Source organism: Amycolatopsis sp. NPDC104775 (assembly GCF_055583325.1).
In genome coordinates, this window is record NZ_JBVJOE010000001.1 from 956324 (window position 1) to 977119 (window position 20796).

Here is a 20796-nt window from a genome sequence, read left to right on the forward strand (position 1 = left end):
TATTGCGACGGAGGGACCGCCGATGGCGCAGCACTACCCCGGCGATTACGGGGAAGACACCCGGCCAGGCATCGACGCGGCCAGGTTGTGGGCAGGCGGAGTGGCCACCGCGGTGGTCGCGGCCCTCGTGGCGGTGGTCGGCCTGCTGATCGCGCGAGGCATCTTCGACGTGCCAGTACTCGCCCCGAAGGGCGACGGCCTGTGGGGCAAGGCGAGCACGCCGACGTACGCCATCTCCGCCGCCGCGGTAGCCCTGCTGGCGACCGGATTGATGCACGTGCTGAGCGTGGCGACCCCCGCGCCAGGCCAGTTTTTCGGCTGGATCATGGTGCTGGTGACGGCCATCGCCGTGGTCCTGCCGCTCACCCTGACGGTGGGAATGGAAGCGAAAATCGCCACGGCGGCGATCAACCTGGTGATCGGGCTGGTGATCGCTTCGCTGGTGAGCAGCATGGCGGCCAGTGCCCGGACGTTGCATCGGCGCAAGAAGAGCAGCCGGGCGGAGCAGCAGCCGCCTCCGCCTACGCGGCAGTGGCCGGAGGGGCCGACTACGTATTACGACCGCTGAGTGGTTTCGCGGTCGCGCGAACCATCCGGACGGCGGAGCGGATTCCACCCCGATTGCCGCTTCCTTCCGTCGGCTGAGGGCTGATCATGGAGGGATGGCACCGCCTGACGACCGGGACTGTTCCCGCGCTGACGGCGTCCTTTCCAGCCGGACGATTCTTCTCTGCGCACTGGCAGTGGCCGCGATCGCGGCGGGCGCTTGCTGGCTTCTCTTCGCTTGGTACGGGCACGGCACCGAAGCCGATCGCATCCGGCTGGACGGCATCCGGACGGTGGGCACGATCGTGGTCGGCACCGGCGGCGCGCTGGCGCTTCTGCTGGCTGCCCGTCGTCAGCAAACCGCCGAACGGGACCTAGCGACCAAACGCGCGGAATTGCGCTTGCGCGAGCAGGCGAACGACGACGCCCGGCACGACGCGACCGAGCGGCGGATCAACGAGCTTTACCTCAAGTCCGTCGAGCAACTCGGAGCTGAGAAAGCCCCGGTCCGGCTGGCCGGACTGTACGCGCTGGACCGGCTCGCCCAGGAAAATCCGCGGTTGCGCCCGACGATCGCTCACGTGCTGAGCGCCTATCTGCGCATGCCGTACGACCCGCCCGCCGACAGCACCGACCCGGAGCCGCGGCAGGAACGCGAGGTCCGGCTCACCGTGCAACGACTGCTGATCCAGCACCTCATTCCCGACGCTCCGCAAGAGCTGTTCTGGAGCGGGGTGGAACTCGATCTGTCAGGCGCGGTGCTGTTCGACTTCACTTTGAACGGAGCTGCGCTGCACAACGCCCGTTTCACCGGTGCCAGGTTCATCGGAGAAGCCTGGTTTCACGAGGTCACGTTCACCGGCACGACCCGGTTTGACGATGCCGTCTTCGAGAACGAAGCCTGGTTCGTCCGGGCCACCTTTTCCGGCAGCGCTGATCTCGGTCGCACAGTCTTCCGCGGCGAAGCACGCTTCGAGAACACTGAATTCGTCGGAACAATCATGTTCCGCCAGGCGAAATTCCAGCAAGCCGCGCGTTTCGACCAAGCACATCTGCGCGGCGTCGCCCGGTTCAGCGGTGCGGAATTCGAGCGCAGCGCGAGGTTCGACGGAGCCGGTTTCATGACCGCACCGGTGTTCGACAACGAGGCCGCGACCCAGAGCGCGTACTTCGACCGCGCCCGTTTCGGCAAGGAAGCGTGGTTCGACCAGGTGAGTTTCACGAACTACACCACCTTCGAAAACGCCAACTTCGACGGTCACGTGGGCTTCGACGGCACCACCCTCAACGGAGCCCCTTACCGGCCCCCGCAGCTGCAGGCCGACCAGTTCAGCCTCGAAGACACCGTCTAACCCCGCCGCAACACCTCCTCGATCGCGTCCAGCACTCGCACAGTTAGATGAGCGTGCGGACCGAACACGCTGAAAAAGCGGCACCGCCGACTCGACGATGCCGCTTCCCCAACCGAAAGAACCTCAGCCCTTCAACAACTGCCGAGCCATCACCAGCCGCTGGATCTGGTTCGTGCCTTCGTAGATCTGGGTAATCTTCGCGTCCCGCATCATCCGCTCCAGCGGGAAGTCCCGGGTGTACCCGTACCCGCCCAGCAGCTGGACCGCGTCCGTCGTCACGCTCATCGCTACATCCGACGCGTGGCACTTGGCCGCCGCGCCGAAGAACGACAAGTCGTCGTCACCGCGTTCGGACTTCGCGGCTGCCGTGTACACCATCTGGCGCGCCGTCTCGACCGCCATTGCCATGTCGGCCAGCATGAACTGGATTCCCTGGAAATCCGCGATGTGCTTGCCGAACTGCTTGCGCTCCTTGACATACGCCAGCGCGTGGTCCAGCGCACCCTGGGCGATACCCACCGCTTGCGCGGCGATCGTCACGCGGGTGTGGTCGAGCGTCCGCAGGGCGATCTTCAAGCCTTGACCCGGCTCGCCAACCATGCGGTCGCCCGGGATCCGCACCTGGTCGAAGAGCAGTTCACGCGTCGGCGAGCCCTTGATGCCCAGTTTCTTTTCCTTGGCACCGAAGGAAAAACCCGGGTCGGACTTTTCCACGACGAAGGCGGTCACGTTGGCGCCGCGGCGGCCGTCGGGGTCGGTGACGGCCAGAACCGTGTAGTACTCGGAGAAACCGGCGTTCGTGATCCAGGACTTCTGTCCATTCAGGATCCAGTCGTCGCCGGACGGGGTGGCGCGGCACCGCATCGACGCGGTGTCCGAGCCCGCGTCGCGTTCGGACAGTCCATAGGAGAACCCGGCCTCGCCGGAAGCCAGCGGGGGAAGGTATTTCGCCTTCACGTCCTCGTTCGCGGCCAGGATCAGTGGGAGGCTGCCGAGTTTGTTCACCGCGGGGATGAGCGAGGACGAAGCGCATACGCGCGCCACTTCCTCGATCACGATGCAGGTGGCCAGTGCATCGGCACCGGCACCGCCGTACTGCTCCGGCACGTGCGGAGCGTGGAAGTCCGACGCGACCAGTGCGTCATAGGACGCCTTGGGGAATTCCTCGCGCTCGTCGGCCTCGGCGGCGTGCGGGGCGATCTGCTCTTCGGCGACCGCGCGGACGGCTTCGCGGATCGCTTCGTGGTCTTCGTTGATTTTGAACAGGTCGAAGCTCATGGGAGATCTCCTAGTAGGTGTAGAAGCCGCGGCCGGTTTTGCGGCCCAGCAGGCCGGCGTCGACCATGCGGGCCAGCAGCGGCGGCGGCGCGTACAGCGGCTCCTTGAACTCCTCGTACAGCGATTCCGCGACGGCCTTCGTGGTGTCGAGGCCGATCAAGTCGGCCAAGGCGAGCGGGCCTTGCGGGTGCGCGGCTCCGCGCACGAGGCCTTCGTCGATGGCTTCCTTCGTCGCGAAGCCCGACTCCAGCATGCGCACGGCGGCGAGGATGAACGGGATCAGCAGCGCGTTCACCACGAAACCGGCCCGGTCCTGACACAGGATCGCGTGCTTGCCGAGGGTTTCCTCGGCGAACTTCCGCGCGCGGCCGGTGGTCTCGTCGCCGGTGAGCAGACTCGGCACCAGTTCGACCAGCGGCAGCACCGGGACCGGGTTGAAGAAGTGGATGCCGAGCACCTGCGCCGGGCGCTCGGTCGCGGTGCCGAGCTTCATGATCGGGATCGACGACGTGTTGGACGCCAGCACCGCGTCCGGCGCGGCGACGATCTTGTCCAGTTTCCCGAACAGCTCCGCCTTGACCGCCTCGTTCTCCACGATCGCCTCGACGACCAGCGTGCGGTCGGCCAGGTCGTCGAGGTTCTCGGTGATCCGGATCCGCTCCAGCACGGCGGCCGCGGACTCGATCTTCCCCTTGCGCTCGGCCCGGCCCAGCGACGCCTCCAGCCGCGCCCGGCCCGCGTCGGCGGCCGCCCGGCTCGATTCGACCGCCACGACGTCCAGCCCGGCCCGGGCGCACACCTCGGCGATCCCCGCCCCCATCTGGCCGCAGCCGACCACGCCGACGAGCTCCACGTGCCTCACCCATCCCTCCGGTACTTGGTTTCATCATGACGGTACTCAGTACCGACGGGTAGGCGAGACGAGGGTGGCCCACGTCACCCTGCTCGCGGGCGCGGGCGGGCGATTAGGCTGGCCGCAGCGTGCGTGCGAAAGGTGGCCCGATGCCCGAGAAACCAGCAAGGCAGCGGCTGACCGAGGCCGCGTTCGCGCTGTTCGAGGAACGCGGCTACGACCAGACGACGGTCGACGACATCACCGACCGCGCTGGCGTCGGGCGCAGTACGTTCTTCCGTGCGTTCCGGTCCAAAGAGGACGTGATCTTCCCGGACCACGAGGTGCTGCTGAGCGCGATCGAGGCCCGGCTGGCCGGATCCGACCCGCGCACCGCGATCGTCGCGGTCACCGAAGCCGCGCGGCTGGTGCTGCGGCACTACGTCGCGGAAGGCGATTTGGCGCTGGCGCGGTACCGGCTCACCCGCAGCGTGCCCGCGCTGCGCGCCCGGGAAATCGCCGGAACCCGGCAGTACCAGCGATTGTTCCAGGAATTCGTCCACCGCTGGATGGGCGGCGGCGAAGAGACCGCCCTGCGCGCCGAACTCATGGCGGCGGCAGTGGTGACGGCGCACAACCACGTCCTCCGCCGGTGGCTGCGCGGGCAGGCGAAGGACCCGGAAGCGGCCTTCGACGCCGCGATGGCGGACACGGTCGCGCTGTTCGGCAACACCGGCGAGACCGAGACGACCGTCGTCGCTTTCCGTACTGGCAAAGACCTTTCCGCGGTTCTGCCGGGGTTGCGCAAACTGCTCGGCGACGAGGGCACGCTCGGCTGAGGCGGCTACCAGGCCTCGTCGAAACGGACGCCAGCCTCGTACCAGTCCTCATCGCTCACCGGGCGTTCCGGTTCTGCCGGAAGCTCGGGGTCGGCGGTGCGGTTGCGGAGGTAATCGCCCTCCCCCGCTACGGCGGCCACCCGAGGCGCGGGAGAATTCTCCGTCGGAGCAAGGGGTTTCGGCTGGTCCGGCGGCCTTGCTTCGACAGGTGGAACGGGTCGCCGAGGAGCAGGGGCCGGAGCCTCGGAGGCGATGTCCGGGGCGAACCCGGCACGCCACCTCAACCGGTCCATCACGTACCCGCGGGTGCCGAGCGGAGCCAGCAGCGCCGCCGTCCGGTTCGCCGATTCCCGCTGCGCTTCGGCGTATGTGCGCAGCACCAGCGCGGCCAGCTCGTCCGGCGGCAAATTCCGCACTGTGCCGGACAGTTTCAGTCCAGTGAGGACACCGTCGGTGTTGACGGTGGCGCTGACCGCGTTGTCGGGCGAAGAAGCTTCGACCGACAACGCGGACAGTGCCTGGATCAGTTCTTCCGGACCGGCCACGTCAGCCCAGTGTGGACGGCGACAGCGGCTGCGACACCGAACCGTCCGGCGCGATGTCGACGTTGCGGTCCCGGACCCGCTTTTCGGTGCCCTTCGGGGTGTTCGAGGTCTCGAAGTTGGCCGGGTCGAAGGAATCGCCGGGGCTCACGTCGGGCGGATTCGGCACCGGGGGCAGGTTGACCGACTTCTCGTGGATCTTGTCCGCGAGCCGTCCCGCCGAATCCTGCATGTGCGAGCGGATCTTGTCCACGCCGCTGAGGAAGCTTTCGAAGATGTCGTTCGCGTTGTCGCCCTCGACCTTCGCCGAGGCCTGCGCCGTCACCTCGGTGAGCCCGGCTCCCGCGCCCGCCACCGCGGCCTGCGCGCCGACCGCGCTCATCGACAGCCCGCCTGCCGCCGCCGCGGCTCCCGCCGGGGTGGCGACCACGGCGAGCATCCCGACCAGCGCGCCGGTGAACGCCACCGCCGCCACCTTCGACCAGGAGATCTCGCCTTCCTTGGCCTTCGCCTTCTGGTACTTCTCCGCGGTCTCCCGGAACGTCAGCGCGAGCGAGCTGAGGTCGTCCCGCGCGGCCCAGATGCCGTCCCGGCTGGCGACGAGGTCGCTTTCCACGACCGTGATCTCGGCGGCGAGCGCCTCGTAGGCCTCCGACAGCCGGTCGAGATAGGTCTTGACGTCCTCGGCCGCGTTGCCGCGCCACGAACCGAGCAGTTCCTTGGCCCGCCGCAGTTCGGTGATCGACCCGCGGCTGAGGTTCTTCCACACCGGCTCGTACGAGTTGATCATCGCCTGCAGGCCGCCGCCGGTGTCCTTGAGGTCGGCCTCGGAGAACTCCCGGAAGACCTCAGTGACCTTGTCCTGCTGCGCGGCGTACAGCTCTTCGGTCATGGCGAAGTTGAAGAACTCCGCGTAGCGCAGGAATTCCAGCCCGTCGAGCGCGTCGTTGGCACCCTTGTGCAGATCGTCGCTGATGCCTTCGAGCAGCTTCGCCCGCGGACGCCCTTGCCCGCCGCCGCTGAGCCCGAAGTAGTCCTCCTGCTCGCTCACGTCAGCGCACCTCCCCGCCCGCGCGCCGCACCGCGGACTGCGCGTCGGCGTCCGAAGCCTCGTACAGCTCGGCTACGCGCTTGAGCGCTTCACTCGCCTGATGCGTCGTGTAGGCCAGCTTCGCGAGCGCGTCCTCCACCTTCGCGCGGTGGTTCTCGTACGCCGCCGCGACTTTGGGCATGCCGAGCGATCCGCCGAACGCGGTGGTCGGGCCGCCGCCGAACGGGTTGATCGAGCCGATGATGGCGGCCGGGCTGACCGCGTCGGGCAGGTCGAGTTTGCGTACCCCGCCGCGCGCGGCGTCCGCCGCGTCCCCGGCCGCCGCGACGAACCCGCTCGCCTTGCGCAGGTCTTTGAGGTCGGTTTCGAAACCGATCATGGAACTACCCCCAGTCGTGTGAACCGTGACCCTACCGGGCGAACGGTATCCCTTCCGACTCAACGGACACCGAGGTGGTTCACGGCATTAACGTGAGGGCAGTCACATACCCGGCACGGCTCAGTCCGAAGTGGACCGCACCGCGTTCCGGCGCGGGAACCACGGCACGACCGGCGAAACGCGCCGCTGGTAGTCCGCGTACTCCGGGTAGCGGCCGAGCGTGATGCTCTCGGTGAAGATCGTCGACCCGACGAACAGCGCGGTCAGCAGGACCGCGCCGGCGATCGTCCAGGTCACCGCGCCCGCCGCGGAGACGCCGAACAGGAACACCAGCCACCACTGCGCTTGTTCGAAGAAGAAGTTGGGGTGGCGGGAAAACCGGAAGAGCCCGGTCTGCGCGAACCGCGGGTCGGGCGTGCGCCCGGCGGCCGTCTCGCGCTTCTTCCACTGATGGAAGTTCCACTGCTGCTGGTCGGCGATGGTTTCCCCGGCCAGGCACGCCAGGAACGCGACGGCCAGCACGAAGTCGGCGGCGCCCAGCGGAGTCCGGTGGTCCAGCGCGGTCCACGCGGGCAGCGTGATGAGCAGGAGGATCACGTTCTGGTAGAGCGTGATGAAGAAGAGGTTGAACAGCTGGAACTGCCACGGAGCCATCCGGGCGCGCAGCACCGCCCACCGGTAGTCCTCGCCGCCGGGCGCGTAGCCGCCTTTGCGGCCGTAGTTGAACGTCAGCCGCGCGCCCCACAGGAAGACCAGCGCGAACAGCAGGTTCAGCCGCGCGTCCGCGAACCCCGCGTGCCCGGCGAAGATCCCGGCGTAGGCCACCGGGACGACCGACCAGATCCGGTCCACCCAGGAGTACTCCCGCGTGAGCACCGACAGCAGCCAGCAGCCGGCGCACACTCCCGCGAAAACCCAGAGGCACACCTGGAACGCGTTCATGTCCGCGACTGTACTGCGGAAATCGCCGGTGCGACGCCCTACAATCCGCCGAATGGGCACCACGACGGCGAACCTGTCCCTGCGCGAGCGCAAGATCGACATCTTCTTCGCGGCGATCTTCTCGGTGTTCACGGTGACGTCGCTGATCAGCGATCTGCTGCCGACGATCGGCGTCGACTTCTCGCGGCCGACCGGCACCTTCTTCGTCGACTCCAACTACTGGTACGCCCACGACGCCGATCCGCTGTTCATGCACCCGCCGGACTGGATGCGGATCGTCACCGGGCTGTCCGCGTTCGGCTACCTGCCCTTCTACGTCGTGCTCGTCTGGTGCCTCGTCGCGGGCCGCAACGGGATCCAGCTGTTCGCGGTGATCTACGCGACGATGATCGCCACGCTGACCGGGATCGTCGTGTTCGGCGTCGAGTTTTTCGGCGACCCGGCGACCCGCACCGGCGACCCGGGCAAGTTCCTCGCGTTCAACCTCCCCTACGTGCTGATTCCGTTGCTGCTGCTCGTACGGATGCGCCGACCGCTGCCCTTCGCCCGGCGGTTCTGACCACTGTGGACAGTTACGGCACCGCCGCACTGGCTTTCCGCAAAACCCGTTGCCGCCGGCTGGTGTAGGCCGCGACCGAACCGCACAGCAGCGCGAGGATCGCGACGGAAACCAGCACGCCGGTCACCGACTTGACCAGAAGCGAAAGCACCAGCGGACCGGTGAGGCCGCCGAGCCGGTTGAAGAACGACACCGATCCGGCGACCCGTCCGCGCCTGCCGTCCTCGGCCACGTCCGCGGCGACCGGAAGGAACACCGCGGCCATCGTGTTGACGCCCAGCAAAGCGACCGTCAGCACGGAGGCCGACAGCCACGGCGCGGCGACCGCCCAGCCGGACACCGCCAACGCCAGCAGCAGCACCGCGGTGCACACGGCCAAGCGCACCGTCACGCCGGTCGGGCCGAAGCGGCGGTAGCCGAGCACCAGCAGCCCCGCGCACACCACCATCGCCACCGCGGATCCGGTGAGCAGGGCGTTCGCCGTGGTCAGCGAGAGCCCGCCGACGCGGGACAGCGTCGGCACCCAAGTCGTCAGGCCGAACGTGGTCAGCCCGATCGAGAAGGCGAACACCCACTGCAGCCGGGTGGTGAGCGTGGTGCGAGCCAGCCAGTCCACCGCCGCCGCTGCGGGAGCGGGAGTGCTTCGCTGGTCCGGGATGACCGCCGCCGCGGCCGCCAGCAGCAATCCGGTCGGCGCGCCGATGAGCCACAGCACCCGCCACCCGAACACCGGCTCCAGCCACCACGCCGAACCGGCCGCGATCAGATAGCCGATCGCCGTCGCGACGATCGACAGCCCGGTCACCGCCGCTCCCCTGCCCGGCCCCGGGAAAAGGTCGCTGAGCACCGTGATCAGCATCGGAGCCAGCCCGCCGACGGCGATCCCCATCAGGAAGCACATCACCACGTTGCCGCGGAAATCCGGCATGGTGCCGCACATGCTGGTCGCGGTGAACCCGAGCGTGGCGAGCAGGTAGCAGGCCCGCCGCCCGATCCGCTCGGCCAGCTGGCTGCACAGCAACGCGCCCAGTGCGGTGCCGGACAGCCCGCTCACCGCCAGCAGCGACGCGGCCGAGGCGTCGATGCCGTATTCCGCGCGCATGCCGGGGATGACGAACCCGAGCGTCGACGTCTTGCTGATGTCGATCGTCAACGCGGCAGTGGCGACCACCGCGATCGTTCGCCTTCCCCGCTCTTTCGGCCGCGGCAGGGCGACGCTGTGCCGCGTCCGGCCGAGGACCAGCGCGGCGCCCAGCGCGAGCAGCAAGGCCGCTCCGGCGACGAACATTTCCGGCATGTCGGCCAGCGGCATGCCGTGCAGCCGCCGATCGGCCATCGGCTCCATGGACGGCATCGCGTCCATCCCAGGCATCGCGTCCATTCCCGGCATCGCGAACGCCCGGAAGAAGCCCACCGCCGAAGCGACCGCCACCACTGCCGCGGCCACCGCGAGCAATCCCCGCCAGCTCGTCCGAGCCGGTCCCGAAGCTGTCGTCATGCCTCCAACGTCTCATCCGGGCGCCCGCACCGGCATCTTCGCTTTTGCGGTCCTGTCCTCAGTTTTCCTGGAGGACCGAAAGAATATTCCCGGCTGGATCACGGAACCAGGCGATCAGCGGCCCGCCCAGCCGGAAGATGCCTTTTTCGTCGACCCCGTCGAAGGGTTCGAAGGCGACCCCGGCCGCGCCTAGGTCCGCGACCGCCTGGTCGATGTCGTCGACGGGGAAGTAGAGAATGGTGTACTCGGCCGGAACATGCTTGTCTCCCTTCGGATAGACGAGCACTTCGCGTCCTTCGGCGAACCGCAGGCGCAGCATCCCCCAGTTTTCGGTGACCTCGATGCCGAGCGTCCCGGCGTAGAACTTCCGCGCGGCGGGGATGTCGTCCACGGAGAATCCGCTGAATGCCTTGCTGGTGTCGAACATCGCTATGCTCCTTCTTCAGCTGACCTTGCGCAGGGGACGTCGGAGCCGGAAGTCCGAAGGCGACACCCGCGGCGAAGAAATTTTCGGAGGGGACGTCGTGCGGTACCTGATCATGATCCACAGCAACCCGCACTTCCGGGCCCTCTGGGAGGAGCTGCCGGACGAGCGGAAGGCCGAGTTCGGACGAAGCCATCTCGCGCTCAACCGGGCGCTCGAAGAGTCCGGCGAACTGGTGCTCAGCGACGGTCTGGCGGACCCCGCCGAATCCAAATGCGTCATCGTGCGCGACGGCAAAGCGGTGCCGAGCGACGGGCCGTTCGCCGAGGTCAAGGAGCATCTGGTCGGCTTCTACCTGGTCGACTGCGAGAGCATGGAACGGGCGCTGGAACTCGCCGCCCGAGTGCCCGACGCGATGTACGGCAAGGTCGAGGTACGGCCGATCCGCAGCGTGAAAGAGCTGGATCTCTGACTCCCCCGCCCGGCTTCGAGCAGCTCCTGCGCGAACTCGCGCCGCAGGTGCTCACCGCCGTCTGCCGCCGGTTCGGCGACTTCGCGCTCTGCGAGGACGCGGTGCAGGAGGCATTGCTGTCCGCCGCGATGAAGTGGCCGGAGCAGGGGATGCCGGACAACCCCAAGAGCTGGCTGATCACGGCGGCCGCCCGCAGGCGCATCGACATCGAACGCAGCGAGTCCGCTCGGCGGCAGCGCGAACACACCGCCGCCGGGCTGGCAGTGCCGCGACCGGAACCGGCGCCGGCGGACGACGACACCCTGACCTTGCTGATGCTGTGCTGTCACCCCGACCTCGGCAAGGCGTCCCAGGTCGCGTTGACCCTGCGCGCGGTCGGCGGGCTCACCACGGCGGAAATCGGCCGGGCTCTGCTGGTGCCGGAGAAAACCGTGAGCCAGCGGATCAACCGGGCGAAGAAACGGCTCAGCGGCGCCCGGTTCCGGATGCCGCCGCCGGAGGACCGGGCCGAGCGGATGACCGCGGTGCTGCAGGTGCTGTACCTGATCTTCACCGAGGGGCACACCGCCAGCTCCGGGACCGCCGTCCACCGGGTCGAGCTCACCGCCGAGGCCATCCGGCTCACCCGGCAGCTGCACGCACAGGTCCCCGGCGACGGCGAGGTCGCCGGGCTGCTGGCGCTGATGCTGCTCACCGACGCCCGGCGGCCCGCGCGCACCGGGCCGGACGGCACCGCCGTGCCGCTGGCCGACCAGGACCGCACCCGCTGGGATCGCGCGGCGATCGCCGAAGGGCTCGACCTGATCGGGAAAACCCTGGTCACCGCCCAGCTCGGCCCGTATCAGCTCGAAGCCGCGATCGCCGCCGTGCACGACGAGGCGACCCGCGCCGAGGACACCGACTGGCCGCAGCTGCTCGCCCTCTACGACCTGCTGCTCGCCCTCGCGCCGAGTCCGGTCGCGGCGCTGAACCGGATCGTCCCGGTCGCCATGGTCCACGGCGCGCGCGAGGGATTGCGGCAGCTGGACGAGATCGCCGGGCTGGACGACCACCATCGCGTCGACGTCGTGCGCGCGCACCTGCTCGACCTGGCGGGAGAGCCCGAGCAAGCCCGGGTCTATTACCGTTCAGCGGCACGGAAAACGCTCAGCGTTCCGGAACGGAAGTACCTGGAATCCCGTGCCGCGCCGGGGAAAGCGCCTTAGCTGGCCACCCGGTCTATCCTCGACGGACGCAGCGCGTCGGGATCCGGCAACCGCATCGGCACGGTGTGCGCGTGGTACTCGAAGTGCCACCATTCGTTGTCGTAGCGGCGATACAGCCGGTACTGCGGCCCGTGCCGCTCCAGCCATGCCGCGCCCTCGACCGGCCGCACGTCCAGCGCGGTGCCGCGGACGTGCGCCGATTCGTGCGGCGGCAGCACTCGATGCCGGGCCGCGGCGACGGAGCCGGTGCGCTGCACTTCTTCGGCGAACAGCCGGTGCTGGTGGGCGGCGTCGCGGTGGCCGGAGGTGAGCCCGATGAGCTGGCGGTGCCGCCAGAACGCCTCGGTGCGCGCCGTGGTGAAGGCCGCGCGGGCCGGTTCGCTGAGGCCGGCGAGGTCCTCGGCCGGGTATCGCATCGCGAGCGCCCACTGGCAGGCCAAGTACCGGCCGCGGCCGGGCGAACGCAGGAACGCCGCCGGGAGCAGCGCCACCGCCAGGAGGCGGGTGACGGCCGCGAGGACCCGGGACCGGTGAAGCGACTCGATCATGGGGTCCACTTTCGGACCCCAGTGTGCGCGCACTGCGCGCGGAGTTTGACAGCTCTGTAACAGTTCGCCACGGCCGCGCTGTTACCGAACGATGACACGGCACGCACCACGCGGCGAACCGGGCCGGGCAGGCTGGACCCCGGTGTCCGCTGTGGACTGTCCGGGCGGCCGGACGGGCGGGCTGCGATAGTGGGAGTCATGCCGAGGGTGCTGCTGATCGAAGACGACCAGGCCGTGCGCGACGGCCTGCGGCTGGCCCTGACCTATCAGGGGCACACGGTCGACGCGGTGGAGACCGGCGAGGAAGGCCTCGCCCGGCTCGCCGGCGACCCGGCCGACGTCGTGGTCCTCGACCTCATGCTGCCCGGGATGGACGGCTTCGAGGTGTGCCGCCGCATCCGCGCGGCCGGCGACCTGCCGATCATCATGCTCACCGCGCGCAACGACGACATCGACGTGGTGGCCGGGCTCGAAGCCGGGGCGGACGACTACGTCGTGAAGCCCGCGCAGGCCCGGGTGCTGGAGGCGCGCATCCGCGCGGTGCTGCGCCGCACCACCGGCGGCGAACCGCGCGGCGCGGACGCGAAACCGGGTCCGGAACGGCACGGCGACCTCACAATCGACCGCGAGGGTCTCGTGGTCAGCAAGCACGGCACGGTGATCGGGCTCGCGCCGACCGAACTGCGGTTGCTGCTGGAGCTGTCCTCGGTCCCCGGCCGCGTGCTCAGCCGCCAGCAGCTGCTCGAATCCGTGTGGGATCAGGGCTATCTCGGCGATTCGCGGCTCGTCGACGCGTGTGTGCAGCGGTTGCGCGCGAAGATCGAGGATGACCCGGCGAAACCGGTGTACGTCCAGACTTTGCGCGGGTTCGGCTATCGCTTCGGGCCGCTGTGACCGGCTGGCGGCTGCGCGGGCTGCGCACCCGGCTGCTGGTGGCGTTCGCGCTGCTGAGCGTGTTCACCGCGCTGGGCGTCGCCGGGATCGGCTACGTGCAGGCCAGGGACGGGATCCTGCAGCGCACCCAGGACAACGCCGCCGTCGAGATGACGACCCAGCTCAAGCAGCTGTACCCGCTCCCCCCGCAGCCGGTGGACACGAGCGCGCTGCAGGCGGCCGCCGAGCGATTGAACGGCCGGAAGATCTCCGCGCTGGTGACCAGCGGCGGGCACAGCGCGGGCTACCTGCCGGCCTCGGTGATCACGCCGGAGCTGCGCGGCGCCGTGCAGGCGGGCAAGGTCGCGTGGCAGCGCGTGGACGTCGGCGGGGTGACGCAGCTGGTGCTGGGCGCGCCGTTGCTGATCGCGACCGGCGACCGGACGAATCCGACCGTCCCGTCCGGCATCGAGGTCTACGAACTGCGCGATCTCAACGCGGAAATCGACGCGGTGAACCAGCTCGCCCGGAACGCGTGGCTCCTCGGCGGGGCCGCGCTGGTGGTGGCGCTGGTGCTCGCCGTGCTGGCCGCGGGCAGCGTGCTGCGGCCGGTGGGCGAGCTGCAACGCGCGGCCCGCCGCCTCGGCGCGGGCGACCTCGACGCCCGGATCGCCGTCCGCGGCAGCGACGAACTGGCCAGCGTCGCCGAGACGTTCAACTCGACCGCCGACTCGCTGCAACGGCACGTCAGCGAGTTGCGCCGGATGGAAGCCGACGCCCGGCGGTTCGTCGCCGACGTGTCGCACGAACTGCGCACGCCGCTGGCCGCGATGACCGCGGTCACCGACATGCTCGACGCCGAAGCGAAGCGGCTGCCGGACGCGGCGGGCGAGGCGGTGCGGCTGGTCAGCCAGGAAACGCACAACCTGACGCGGCTGGTGAACGACCTGATCGAGGTCACCCGGTTCGACTCCGGCACCGCGTCGCTCGAGGTGGACGACGTCGACGTGGCCGAGGCGGTCCGCGCGACGCTGCGGGTGCGGGGATTCGCGGTGGAAACCGATCTGCCGGACGGGATCCGGGCGCGGGTCGATCCGCGCCGGCTGGACGTGATCGTGGCCAATCTCGTGGGGAACGCGCTGCGGCACGGCGCGGAGCCGGTGACGGTCCGGTTGCGCGGCGAACAGGCGGGGATCACGCTCGCCGTCGAAGACTGCGGTCCCGGGCTGGACGAGGAGGTGCTTCCGCACGTGTTTTCCCGGTTCTACAAGGCGGATACCGCTCGCAAGCGGTCCGAGGGAAGCGGGCTCGGGCTCGCGATCGCCTGGGAGAACGCGCGGTTGCACCACGGGGAACTGGTGGCCGGGAACCGCCCCGAAGGCGGTGCGGTGTTCACCTTGTGGCTGCCTCGGGAGGTGCGGTGCTGAAACGATTGCTGACCCTGATCGCGGTACTGCTGCTGGCGGGCGGCTGCGGAGTGCGGCCCAGCGGCGTGATCATCGGCGAGAACGCGCCCAGCGGCCCGCCGAAGGGAACTTTCGGGCACACGGCGACGGTCTACTTCGTGCTGAACGGGAAAGTCGTGCCGGTGGTGCGCACCGGAGTCGGCGACGTGGCCGCGGACCGGGTGCGAGCGTTGGAGCAGGGTCCGGACGAGGACGAACGAGCCGGCGGATACACAACGGAGCTTCCGTCGTCGTTCGAACCGATCGCCATCGGGGTGAGCGAGGCGGCGATCGGCGTCAATGTCCGGGAGCTCTCGCCCAACGCGGTCGCCCAGCTCGTCTGCACGGTGCTCGCGGCGGGCGGCGGCGGGGCGTCCGGGACGATCACGCTTTCCGGCGGGGGCCAGAAGCTGCGGCCGCGGGCCTGCGGCGGCTGACTCAGCCGCGCGGCTTCATCGCGGGCGCGAACACCACCGCCACCACGCACAACGCCAGCGGCAGCAGGAACGCGACGTTCAGCGGCACCCAGTGCGCCAGCCCGCCGATGATCGCCGGTCCGGCCAGCAGCCCGACGTACCCGACGCCGACCACCCGCGCCATCAACGCCCCCGACGCGCGTTTGTCCAGATTGCCCGCCGCGGTGAACAACTGCGGGACGCCCCCGGAAAGCCCGAGCCCGAACAACGCCCAGCCACACAACGACAACGGCACCCACGGTGCCAGCGACGCGACCGCCAGCCCCAGCGCGGCCAGCCCGCTGCCGTACCGCACGACAGCGACCGGCCCGGCGAGCGCCGCGACCCGGTCGGTCGCGAACCGGCCGACCGTCATCGCCACCGCGAACGACCCGTAGGCCAAGGCGGCGGTGCTTTCCGACGTTCCGAGCCCGTCCCGGAGATACAGCGCGGCCCAGTCGTTCGCGACGCCTTCGGACAGCATCAGCGCGAAGGCGAGCAGCCCGAGCAGCCACACCACCCGCATCGGAGTGCGAGCGGGTTTGGCCTCCTCAGCGGTTTCTTCGGCAGTCTCCCCGGACGAATCAAGCAGATACCGGCGGACCACCAGCGAAACCACAATGCACAGAATTCCCGTGCCGCCAAGCGAAACCAGCGTCGGCACGCCCACGTCCAGCACCGCCGCGCCGACGACCGCCGCGATCGCACCGCCGATCGACCACATCGCATGGAACGCCGCCATGATCGGTCGCGGATAGGCGCGCTCGACAACCACCGCGTGCGCGTTCATCGCGACGTCCAGCGCACCGTTGAAAAATCCGAACGCCGCGAGCGCGAGCCCGAGCGTCCACCAGTTCGCCGCGAGCCCCGGCAGCACGACCGCGACCCCGACGAGCACCCCCGCGACGCACACGACCCGCGGATGCCCGAACCGGTCCGCGAGCGGCCCGGTGACCTGCATCCCGATCAACGCCGATCCGCCGAGCACGAGCAGCAGCGCCCCGAGCGCGGTGTGCGAAACGCCGGTCGCGCGCTCGATCACCGGGATGTGCACCACCCACATGCCGACCGCGAACCCGCACAAGGCGAACACGATCCAGGTCGCGACGCGGGCCGCGCGGGGCAGCACCGCGGGCGGGGAAAGCTCAGTCATCGGGCTCGGCTCCTCTTCGGGGTCGGGTCCAGGCAGGAACACGGGCGGGGCTGGGGCATGATGGCCGCGTGGAAGCCGACCCGACCGCCGCCCCGTGAGCGAGGGCTACCTGAAGGGCAGAATCCGCCGCGACGACCTCGTTTCGGCGGCCGCAGCGGTGTACGGCGAAGCTGGCTACCACGCGTCGTCGCTGCGGGAAATAGCCAAACGAGCCGGCATCACCCACGCCGGCCTGCTGTACCACTTCCCAACGAAGGAAGCACTGCTCGCCGCAGTCCTGGAACGCCGCGACGCCGAGGACGCCGCCCGCGAACGACTGGCCGCCCCACCGGGCCTGGACGTCCTGCGCCGCTTCATCGCACTGGCCGAGCACAACCTCCGCCACCGCGGCATCGTCGAGGTGTACGCGCGCCTCGCCGCCGAAGCGATCTCCGAAGACCACCCGGCCCACGCCTACTTCGCCCGCCACTACCGCGAGGCCCGCGACAGCATCGCCCAGTCGTTCCACGCGCTCGCCGAATCCGGCGAGCTTCGCCCCGGCGTAAACCCGGACTTGGCGGCACTCACCTTCATCGCCCTGATGGACGGCCTCCAGGTCCAGTGGCTCACCACCCCCGCCAAAGTCGATGTAGTCGGCTCCCTCCGTCTCTCTCTGGAAACTCTCCTGACCGTCCCCCTGTTCCCGGAATAGGCGAATTCCGAAGATCTCGCCCGGATGGCCGCCACCGATCCCTCGTTGTCCCGCAGACGGACAGCCGAAACCACACCCCCGCAACCGAGAACACCCACCCCACCGCAGCCGACACACCCACCCCATCCAGGCACCCACACCCGCCCCTGCACCCCGATACGAAGCCTTCCCTGCGGTTCGGGGGTGGTTGTCAAGGCATCTTTCCCGCCTTGACAACCACCCCCGAACCGTCAGCACACTGGGCTTCGGGGTGCCCCACGCAACCACCCACGGCAATGTCGCCCCCGGGCGACGAGCCGACCCCCCTCACAACGTCCGCACAAACGGATCCCACTCCACCGGCAACAACTCCCCCACCTCAACCCGGCTTCCCACCTCCACCCCCACCCCCCGCTCCATGGATTCCTCAACCGCAACCATCACGTCCAGCACGTGATAAGCCAACTCCCCCGAAGCCCTCTCCCGCACCCCAGCCCGAATCGACCGAGCCAGATCGAGAACCCCAGTCCCCCGAGAAGCCGAATGCCCCACCACCCCCACCTCCTCCGACTCCACTTCCCCACCCCCGGCGAAATGCAACACCGCACCCCCGCCAAACCCATTAGGATCCGGCAAAACCACCGTCCCCAACGCCCCGAAAACCTCAACAACCCCAGTACGCCGCACCGCCGAATCAAACGTCAGCAAAACCTGCGCACTACCCCCACCCACAAACTCCACCAACGCACTAACAGTAGTAGGCACAGTAACCGCAAACGACACCCCAGCCCGAGGCCCAGCCCCAATCACCCGAGTCCCCCGCCCCTTCCCCCCAACCCCGGTAACCTTCCGCACCGCCCCAAACACCCGCACCAACTGCGTCAAGTAATACGGCCCAATATCGAACAACGGCCCACCCCCAGCCTGAAACAAAAACTCCGGCGCGGGATGCCACCCCTCCGGCCCCGGCGTCTGAAACAACGCCAACGCCGTAACAGGCTCCCCAATCCGCCCCAACGCCCGAAACGCACTCTGATGCCCCGCCCCGAGAAGCGTGTCCGGCGCCCCAGCGACCCGCACTTCCTTCTCCCGAGCCCGGCCCAGCAGCTTCCGCACAGTAAGCCGATCCAACCCGATCGGCTTCTCCGTCCAAACGTGCTTCCCCGCCTCCACCGCCGCCAGACTCACCTCGGCATGCACCGCGGGCACCGTCAAATTCACGACGATCTCAACCTCCGGCGACGCGAGCAACTCCGCCACCGACCCGCCACGAGGAACCCCGTACTTCACAGCCTGCGCCAAAGCCCGATCCACATCGAGATCAGCGACGGCCTCCACCCGAAGATCCGGAAACGCCGTCAAATTCCCCAAATAGGTATCACTGATAAACCCAGCCCCGATAACCCCGACCCCGACAGTCACTCCCCCACCCCGGCAAGATAAGCGAAACTCTCCGCAATTCCCCCGAAAACATCCTCATGCCGATCGAACTCCACCACCCGCAACGCCTCCGGAGCCGCAGCAAGCACCTCCGCCATCGGCACCCGCCCCTGCCCCGCAGGCACCTGCCCGGAAGCATCGACAGCCAACGAACCGTCTTTCACATGAAGAGCAAAAATCCGCTCCCCCAACCGCCGCAGCAACGCAGGCGCGTCCTCCCCGCCCGCGGCAGCCCAGTAAACATCCACCTCCAGCACAATCTCCGGAGAAAGCCGCTCCGCGAAAACCTCCAACGCACTCCGCCCGGAAATCCGCGATTCCAGCTCCCACCAATGATTGTGATACCCCACCCGCACCCCATACCGCGCAGCGACCTCAGCCGCCGCATTCAACGCCGAAGCAGTCTCCGCGATATCCGCCGAACTCTGCCACCGCGAAGCAGGAACCAGCGGCTCGATCACCACCCCGATCCCCAGCCCTCGAGCCGCCGCGAACACCGCCTCCTGGTCCTTCCCGACCAACGCGGCATGCGCGGTGGGCGCACTCAACCCGTGCGCCGCCAACCCCGCGCCGAGCGCCTCGACGTTCTCCACCACGCCATACGGCTCCACCCGCCGGAACCCGATCGCGGCGAGCCGCCGCAACGTCTCGTCCGGATCAGCCGCGAACGCGTCGCGCACCGAATACAACTGCACCGAAGGTCCGCCCATGCCAACTCCCAGCGGTAGAGGGCTTTCGCCAATTTCTACCACCTGGTCAGAATTGACACCAGGACAGAACCGGACGGAAATCCGCGCCAGAGCTCAGCGAAGATCCTTGTGCCAGATCAAAAAATCGCACGGCGTGGCCAGCAGCGGGGCCAGTTCCGGATGCGGCCCGTCGATCGTCGACGTCTCCACCACCCGGTACCCGAGCCGGGTGTACCACTGCGCGAGGAAATCCTTCGACGGATGCGTCCACTCCCGCGGCACCAGCAGCTCGAGCTGCATCCGCGTACAACCCTGAGCCCGGCAGTGGTCCTCCGCGAACCGCACCAGCTCCCGCCCGATCCCCGCGCCGCGCACCTGCGGCGAAGCCGCGAGCAGGCCGAACTCTCCGAGATCCTCGGCCAGCCGCTGGATCCGGACCGAACCCGCGACCGCCCCGTCGATCCGGGCGACCGCGATCTCCCCCGCGCGCACGAACCCGGCCATCTCCCCGGCGTTGGTCCGATCGGCCGAGCCGGCCCACAACCCGGCCTCGGCCTTGGCGTAGACGGTGTTCACCAGCTCGGTCAGCGTGGCCACCAGCTCGGCGTCCCCGGCGGCGGACGGCGGCAGGAAAGCGATCTCCGGAGTCGTCACCCGGCCAGCCTAACCGCGATCAGCTCGCAGCCGAACCGGATATCGCGGGCCGCGCCTCGCCGAAGCCGCCGTACCGGCCCGCTTTCGCGCGCTTGCGCACCTCGTCGAAATGCCGGTGCACCGCGTGCGCGGCCGCTTCCGCGTCCCCGCTCACGAGCGCGTCCACGATCGCCTGGTGCCGTTTCGCGGTGGCCGTGGCCGACGACACCGGCCCGCCCATTTCCCCTTCCGCGGCCCGGTAGACGTCCCAGAACAACCCAGTCAGCTCGCGCGCCAGGTCGAACCCCGCCTCGGCGCAGATCAGGTCGTGGAACTCGCGGTCGGCCACCGCCGCGTCCGGGCCCTTGCGCCGCATGCGCGCCACGCACGCCTGCAGTTCGCCGATCAGCTCTGGCCGGTGGTCGCGCGCGACCCGGCTGGTCAGCTCCGTTTCGATCATTTCGCGGACCTCGAGCAGGTCGCGCAGCCGCCCGGCGTCGGTGCTGCCGCGGCTGCGCGTGCGGAAGAGCAGCCACGTCTGCAGCGCCTCGGAGCCCGCCGAGCCGACGAACGTGCCGTAGCCGTGCCGGACCTCGACGATGCCCAGCGCCTGCAGCGCCTTGACCGCCTCCCGGATCGAATTCCGGCTGACCCCGAGGTCCTCGGCGAGGCTCAGCTCGGTCGGCATCGGCGCGCCGGTCGGCAGCTGCCGGTCGACGATCAGGTCGATGATCTGCTTGGTGATCTCTTCGCTGCGTTGCGGGCGCGCCACACGTGTCTCCCGGATGTCTTTCTTGCACTGGCACGTCGCCATCGGAGGACATCCTACGTCATGATCGGCTCCCCCGGCCGCCCCCGCGCGGGTGGGAACGCGCCTCTTGACCGGGCGCGGAACGGGACTTAGGGTTCCGGCAAGTCATAGGACGTCCCACGTCCTACTTCTCGATGCTTTCTGGGTGGAACACCGCATC

At 69.1% G+C, this 20796-nt stretch carries 24 protein-coding genes; 10 read left to right on the forward strand and 14 right to left on the reverse strand.

From position 1 onward, the window contains the following. Positions 1-22 precede the first annotated feature (22 nt). A complete protein-coding gene (locus ACZ63D_RS04175; protein WP_465352836.1) occupies positions 23-568 on the forward strand; it encodes a DUF6069 family protein in 546 nt (181 codons plus the stop codon). Positions 569-662: 94 nt separating this feature from the next. After that, positions 663-1898: a pentapeptide repeat-containing protein gene (locus ACZ63D_RS04180; protein ID WP_465352837.1), complete on the forward strand. Its 1236-nt coding sequence runs from the start codon at positions 663-665 to the stop codon at positions 1896-1898. 123 nt (positions 1899-2021) lie between these two features. Here ACZ63D_RS04180 and ACZ63D_RS04185 read toward each other — a convergent pair whose 3' ends face one another. Both ACZ63D_RS04185 and ACZ63D_RS04190 read right to left on the reverse strand, forming a co-directional pair. After that, positions 2022-3176, reverse strand: coding sequence for an acyl-CoA dehydrogenase family protein (locus tag ACZ63D_RS04185; protein ID WP_465352838.1), 1155 nt, complete (start codon positions 3174-3176; stop codon positions 2022-2024). A 10-nt stretch (positions 3177-3186) separates the two neighbouring features. After that, positions 3187-4038: a 3-hydroxybutyryl-CoA dehydrogenase gene (locus ACZ63D_RS04190; RefSeq protein ID WP_465352839.1), complete on the reverse strand. Its 852-nt coding sequence runs from the start codon at positions 4036-4038 to the stop codon at positions 3187-3189. 140 nt (positions 4039-4178) lie between these two features. On the opposite strand from ACZ63D_RS04190, the gene ACZ63D_RS04195 reads away from it, so the two are divergent. Then, complete coding sequence (locus tag ACZ63D_RS04195) at positions 4179-4847, forward strand: TetR/AcrR family transcriptional regulator (protein WP_465352840.1); 669 nt, start codon at positions 4179-4181, stop codon at positions 4845-4847. Between the two features lie 5 nt (positions 4848-4852). On the opposite strand, the gene ACZ63D_RS04200 is transcribed toward ACZ63D_RS04195, so the two are convergent. The 4 genes from ACZ63D_RS04200 to ACZ63D_RS04215 form a co-directional block, all read right to left on the reverse strand. Then, positions 4853-5392 carry a YbaB/EbfC family nucleoid-associated protein gene (locus ACZ63D_RS04200; RefSeq protein WP_465352841.1) on the reverse strand — a complete coding sequence of 180 codons (540 nt, stop codon included), beginning with the start codon at positions 5390-5392 and terminating at the stop codon, positions 4853-4855. Between the two features lies 1 nt (position 5393). Next, on the reverse strand, positions 5394-6440 hold the full coding sequence (locus ACZ63D_RS04205; protein WP_465352842.1) for a hypothetical protein: 1047 nt from the start codon (positions 6438-6440) through the stop codon (positions 5394-5396). 1 nt (position 6441) lies between these two features. Beyond that, complete coding sequence (locus ACZ63D_RS04210) at positions 6442-6819, reverse strand: hypothetical protein (protein WP_465352843.1); 378 nt, start codon at positions 6817-6819, stop codon at positions 6442-6444. A gap of 120 nt (positions 6820-6939) precedes the next feature. Then, entirely contained in the window at positions 6940-7761 is an 822-nt protein-coding gene (locus ACZ63D_RS04215) for a DUF1295 domain-containing protein (protein ID WP_465352844.1), read from the reverse strand. A gap of 52 nt (positions 7762-7813) precedes the next feature. Between ACZ63D_RS04215 and ACZ63D_RS04220 the strand changes: the two genes are divergently transcribed. After that, positions 7814-8320: an EXPERA domain-containing protein gene (locus ACZ63D_RS04220; protein WP_465352845.1), complete on the forward strand. Its 507-nt coding sequence runs from the start codon at positions 7814-7816 to the stop codon at positions 8318-8320. A gap of 13 nt (positions 8321-8333) precedes the next feature. Here ACZ63D_RS04220 and ACZ63D_RS04225 read toward each other — a convergent pair whose 3' ends face one another. Then, positions 8334-9818: an MFS transporter gene (locus ACZ63D_RS04225; protein ID WP_465352846.1), complete on the reverse strand. Its 1485-nt coding sequence runs from the start codon at positions 9816-9818 to the stop codon at positions 8334-8336. Positions 9819-9876: 58 nt separating this feature from the next. Continuing rightward, positions 9877-10245, reverse strand: a complete 369-nt coding sequence (locus ACZ63D_RS04230; protein WP_465352847.1) for a VOC family protein — start codon at positions 10243-10245, stop codon at positions 9877-9879. A 97-nt stretch (positions 10246-10342) separates the two neighbouring features. Between ACZ63D_RS04230 and ACZ63D_RS04235 the strand changes: the two genes are divergently transcribed. Both ACZ63D_RS04235 and ACZ63D_RS04240 read left to right on the forward strand, forming a co-directional pair. Then, the gene (locus tag ACZ63D_RS04235; RefSeq protein ID WP_465352848.1) at positions 10343-10714 is read left to right on the forward strand and encodes a YciI family protein; all 372 of its coding nucleotides are present in this window, start codon (positions 10343-10345) and stop codon (positions 10712-10714) included. Beyond that, positions 10711-11919, forward strand: a complete 1209-nt coding sequence (locus tag ACZ63D_RS04240; RefSeq protein WP_465353691.1) for an RNA polymerase sigma factor — start codon at positions 10711-10713, stop codon at positions 11917-11919. Before ACZ63D_RS04235 ends, ACZ63D_RS04240 begins: the two co-directional genes overlap by 4 nt. On the opposite strand, the gene ACZ63D_RS04245 is transcribed toward ACZ63D_RS04240, so the two are convergent. Further along, a complete protein-coding gene (locus ACZ63D_RS04245; RefSeq protein WP_465352849.1) occupies positions 11916-12467 on the reverse strand; it encodes a M15 family metallopeptidase domain-containing protein in 552 nt (183 codons plus the stop codon). The genes ACZ63D_RS04240 and ACZ63D_RS04245 overlap by 4 nt on opposite strands. Before the next feature lie 198 nt (positions 12468-12665). On the opposite strand from ACZ63D_RS04245, the gene ACZ63D_RS04250 reads away from it, so the two are divergent. Genes ACZ63D_RS04250 through ACZ63D_RS04260 form a run of 3 tightly spaced genes read left to right on the forward strand, consistent with a single transcriptional unit; the run spans position 12666 to position 15222 of the window. Further along, positions 12666-13361 carry a response regulator gene (locus tag ACZ63D_RS04250; RefSeq protein WP_465352850.1) on the forward strand — a complete coding sequence of 232 codons (696 nt, stop codon included), beginning with the start codon at positions 12666-12668 and terminating at the stop codon, positions 13359-13361. Then, entirely contained in the window at positions 13358-14767 is a 1410-nt protein-coding gene (locus ACZ63D_RS04255; RefSeq protein WP_465352851.1) for an ATP-binding protein, read from the forward strand. The genes ACZ63D_RS04250 and ACZ63D_RS04255 overlap by 4 nt, the downstream gene beginning before the upstream one ends. After that, a complete protein-coding gene (locus ACZ63D_RS04260) occupies positions 14761-15222 on the forward strand; it encodes a hypothetical protein (RefSeq protein WP_465352852.1) in 462 nt (153 codons plus the stop codon). The genes ACZ63D_RS04255 and ACZ63D_RS04260 overlap by 7 nt, the downstream gene beginning before the upstream one ends. Before the next feature lies 1 nt (position 15223). On the opposite strand, the gene ACZ63D_RS04265 is transcribed toward ACZ63D_RS04260, so the two are convergent. Next, a complete protein-coding gene (locus tag ACZ63D_RS04265; RefSeq protein WP_465352853.1) occupies positions 15224-16393 on the reverse strand; it encodes an MFS transporter in 1170 nt (389 codons plus the stop codon). 94 nt (positions 16394-16487) lie between these two features. On the opposite strand from ACZ63D_RS04265, the gene ACZ63D_RS04270 reads away from it, so the two are divergent. Further along, entirely contained in the window at positions 16488-17084 is a 597-nt protein-coding gene (locus ACZ63D_RS04270; protein ID WP_465352854.1) for a TetR/AcrR family transcriptional regulator, read from the forward strand. A gap of 306 nt (positions 17085-17390) precedes the next feature. On the opposite strand, the gene ACZ63D_RS04275 is transcribed toward ACZ63D_RS04270, so the two are convergent. The 4 genes from ACZ63D_RS04275 to ACZ63D_RS04290 all read right to left on the reverse strand — a co-directional run bounded on the left by ACZ63D_RS04275 (position 17391) and on the right by ACZ63D_RS04290 (position 20597). Beyond that, positions 17391-18485 carry a Gfo/Idh/MocA family protein gene (locus ACZ63D_RS04275; protein WP_465352855.1) on the reverse strand — a complete coding sequence of 365 codons (1095 nt, stop codon included), beginning with the start codon at positions 18483-18485 and terminating at the stop codon, positions 17391-17393. Next, positions 18482-19213, reverse strand: a complete 732-nt coding sequence (locus tag ACZ63D_RS04280) for a sugar phosphate isomerase/epimerase family protein (RefSeq protein WP_465352856.1) — start codon at positions 19211-19213, stop codon at positions 18482-18484. Before ACZ63D_RS04280 ends, ACZ63D_RS04275 begins: the two co-directional genes overlap by 4 nt. A gap of 93 nt (positions 19214-19306) precedes the next feature. Next, positions 19307-19846: a GNAT family N-acetyltransferase gene (locus ACZ63D_RS04285; protein ID WP_465352857.1), complete on the reverse strand. Its 540-nt coding sequence runs from the start codon at positions 19844-19846 to the stop codon at positions 19307-19309. 19 nt (positions 19847-19865) lie between these two features. Beyond that, positions 19866-20597: a FadR/GntR family transcriptional regulator gene (locus ACZ63D_RS04290; RefSeq protein ID WP_465352858.1), complete on the reverse strand. Its 732-nt coding sequence runs from the start codon at positions 20595-20597 to the stop codon at positions 19866-19868. Positions 20598-20796: the final 199 nt, after the last annotated feature.

Coding starts and splice junctions, on each gene's coding strand:
- ACZ63D_RS04245 (WP_465352849.1), bottom strand. CDS start 12,467: ATGATCGAGTCGCTTCACCGGTCCCGGGTCCTCGCGGCCGTCACCCGC.
- ACZ63D_RS04280 (WP_465352856.1), bottom strand. CDS start 19,213: ATGGGCGGACCTTCGGTGCAGTTGTATTCGGTGCGCGACGCGTTCGCG.
- ACZ63D_RS04180 (WP_465352837.1), top strand. CDS start 663: ATGGCACCGCCTGACGACCGGGACTGTTCCCGCGCTGACGGCGTCCTT.
- ACZ63D_RS04185 (WP_465352838.1), bottom strand. CDS start 3,176: ATGAGCTTCGACCTGTTCAAAATCAACGAAGACCACGAAGCGATCCGC.
- ACZ63D_RS04230 (WP_465352847.1), bottom strand. CDS start 10,245: ATGTTCGACACCAGCAAGGCATTCAGCGGATTCTCCGTGGACGACATC.
- ACZ63D_RS04225 (WP_465352846.1), bottom strand. CDS start 9,818: ATGACGACAGCTTCGGGACCGGCTCGGACGAGCTGGCGGGGATTGCTC.
- ACZ63D_RS04210 (WP_465352843.1), bottom strand. CDS start 6,819: ATGATCGGTTTCGAAACCGACCTCAAAGACCTGCGCAAGGCGAGCGGG.
- ACZ63D_RS04265 (WP_465352853.1), bottom strand. CDS start 16,393: ATGACTGAGCTTTCCCCGCCCGCGGTGCTGCCCCGCGCGGCCCGCGTC.
- ACZ63D_RS04220 (WP_465352845.1), top strand. CDS start 7,814: ATGGGCACCACGACGGCGAACCTGTCCCTGCGCGAGCGCAAGATCGAC.
- ACZ63D_RS04175 (WP_465352836.1), top strand. CDS start 23: ATGGCGCAGCACTACCCCGGCGATTACGGGGAAGACACCCGGCCAGGC.
- ACZ63D_RS04250 (WP_465352850.1), top strand. CDS start 12,666: ATGCCGAGGGTGCTGCTGATCGAAGACGACCAGGCCGTGCGCGACGGC.
- ACZ63D_RS04215 (WP_465352844.1), bottom strand. CDS start 7,761: ATGAACGCGTTCCAGGTGTGCCTCTGGGTTTTCGCGGGAGTGTGCGCC.
- ACZ63D_RS04195 (WP_465352840.1), top strand. CDS start 4,179: ATGCCCGAGAAACCAGCAAGGCAGCGGCTGACCGAGGCCGCGTTCGCG.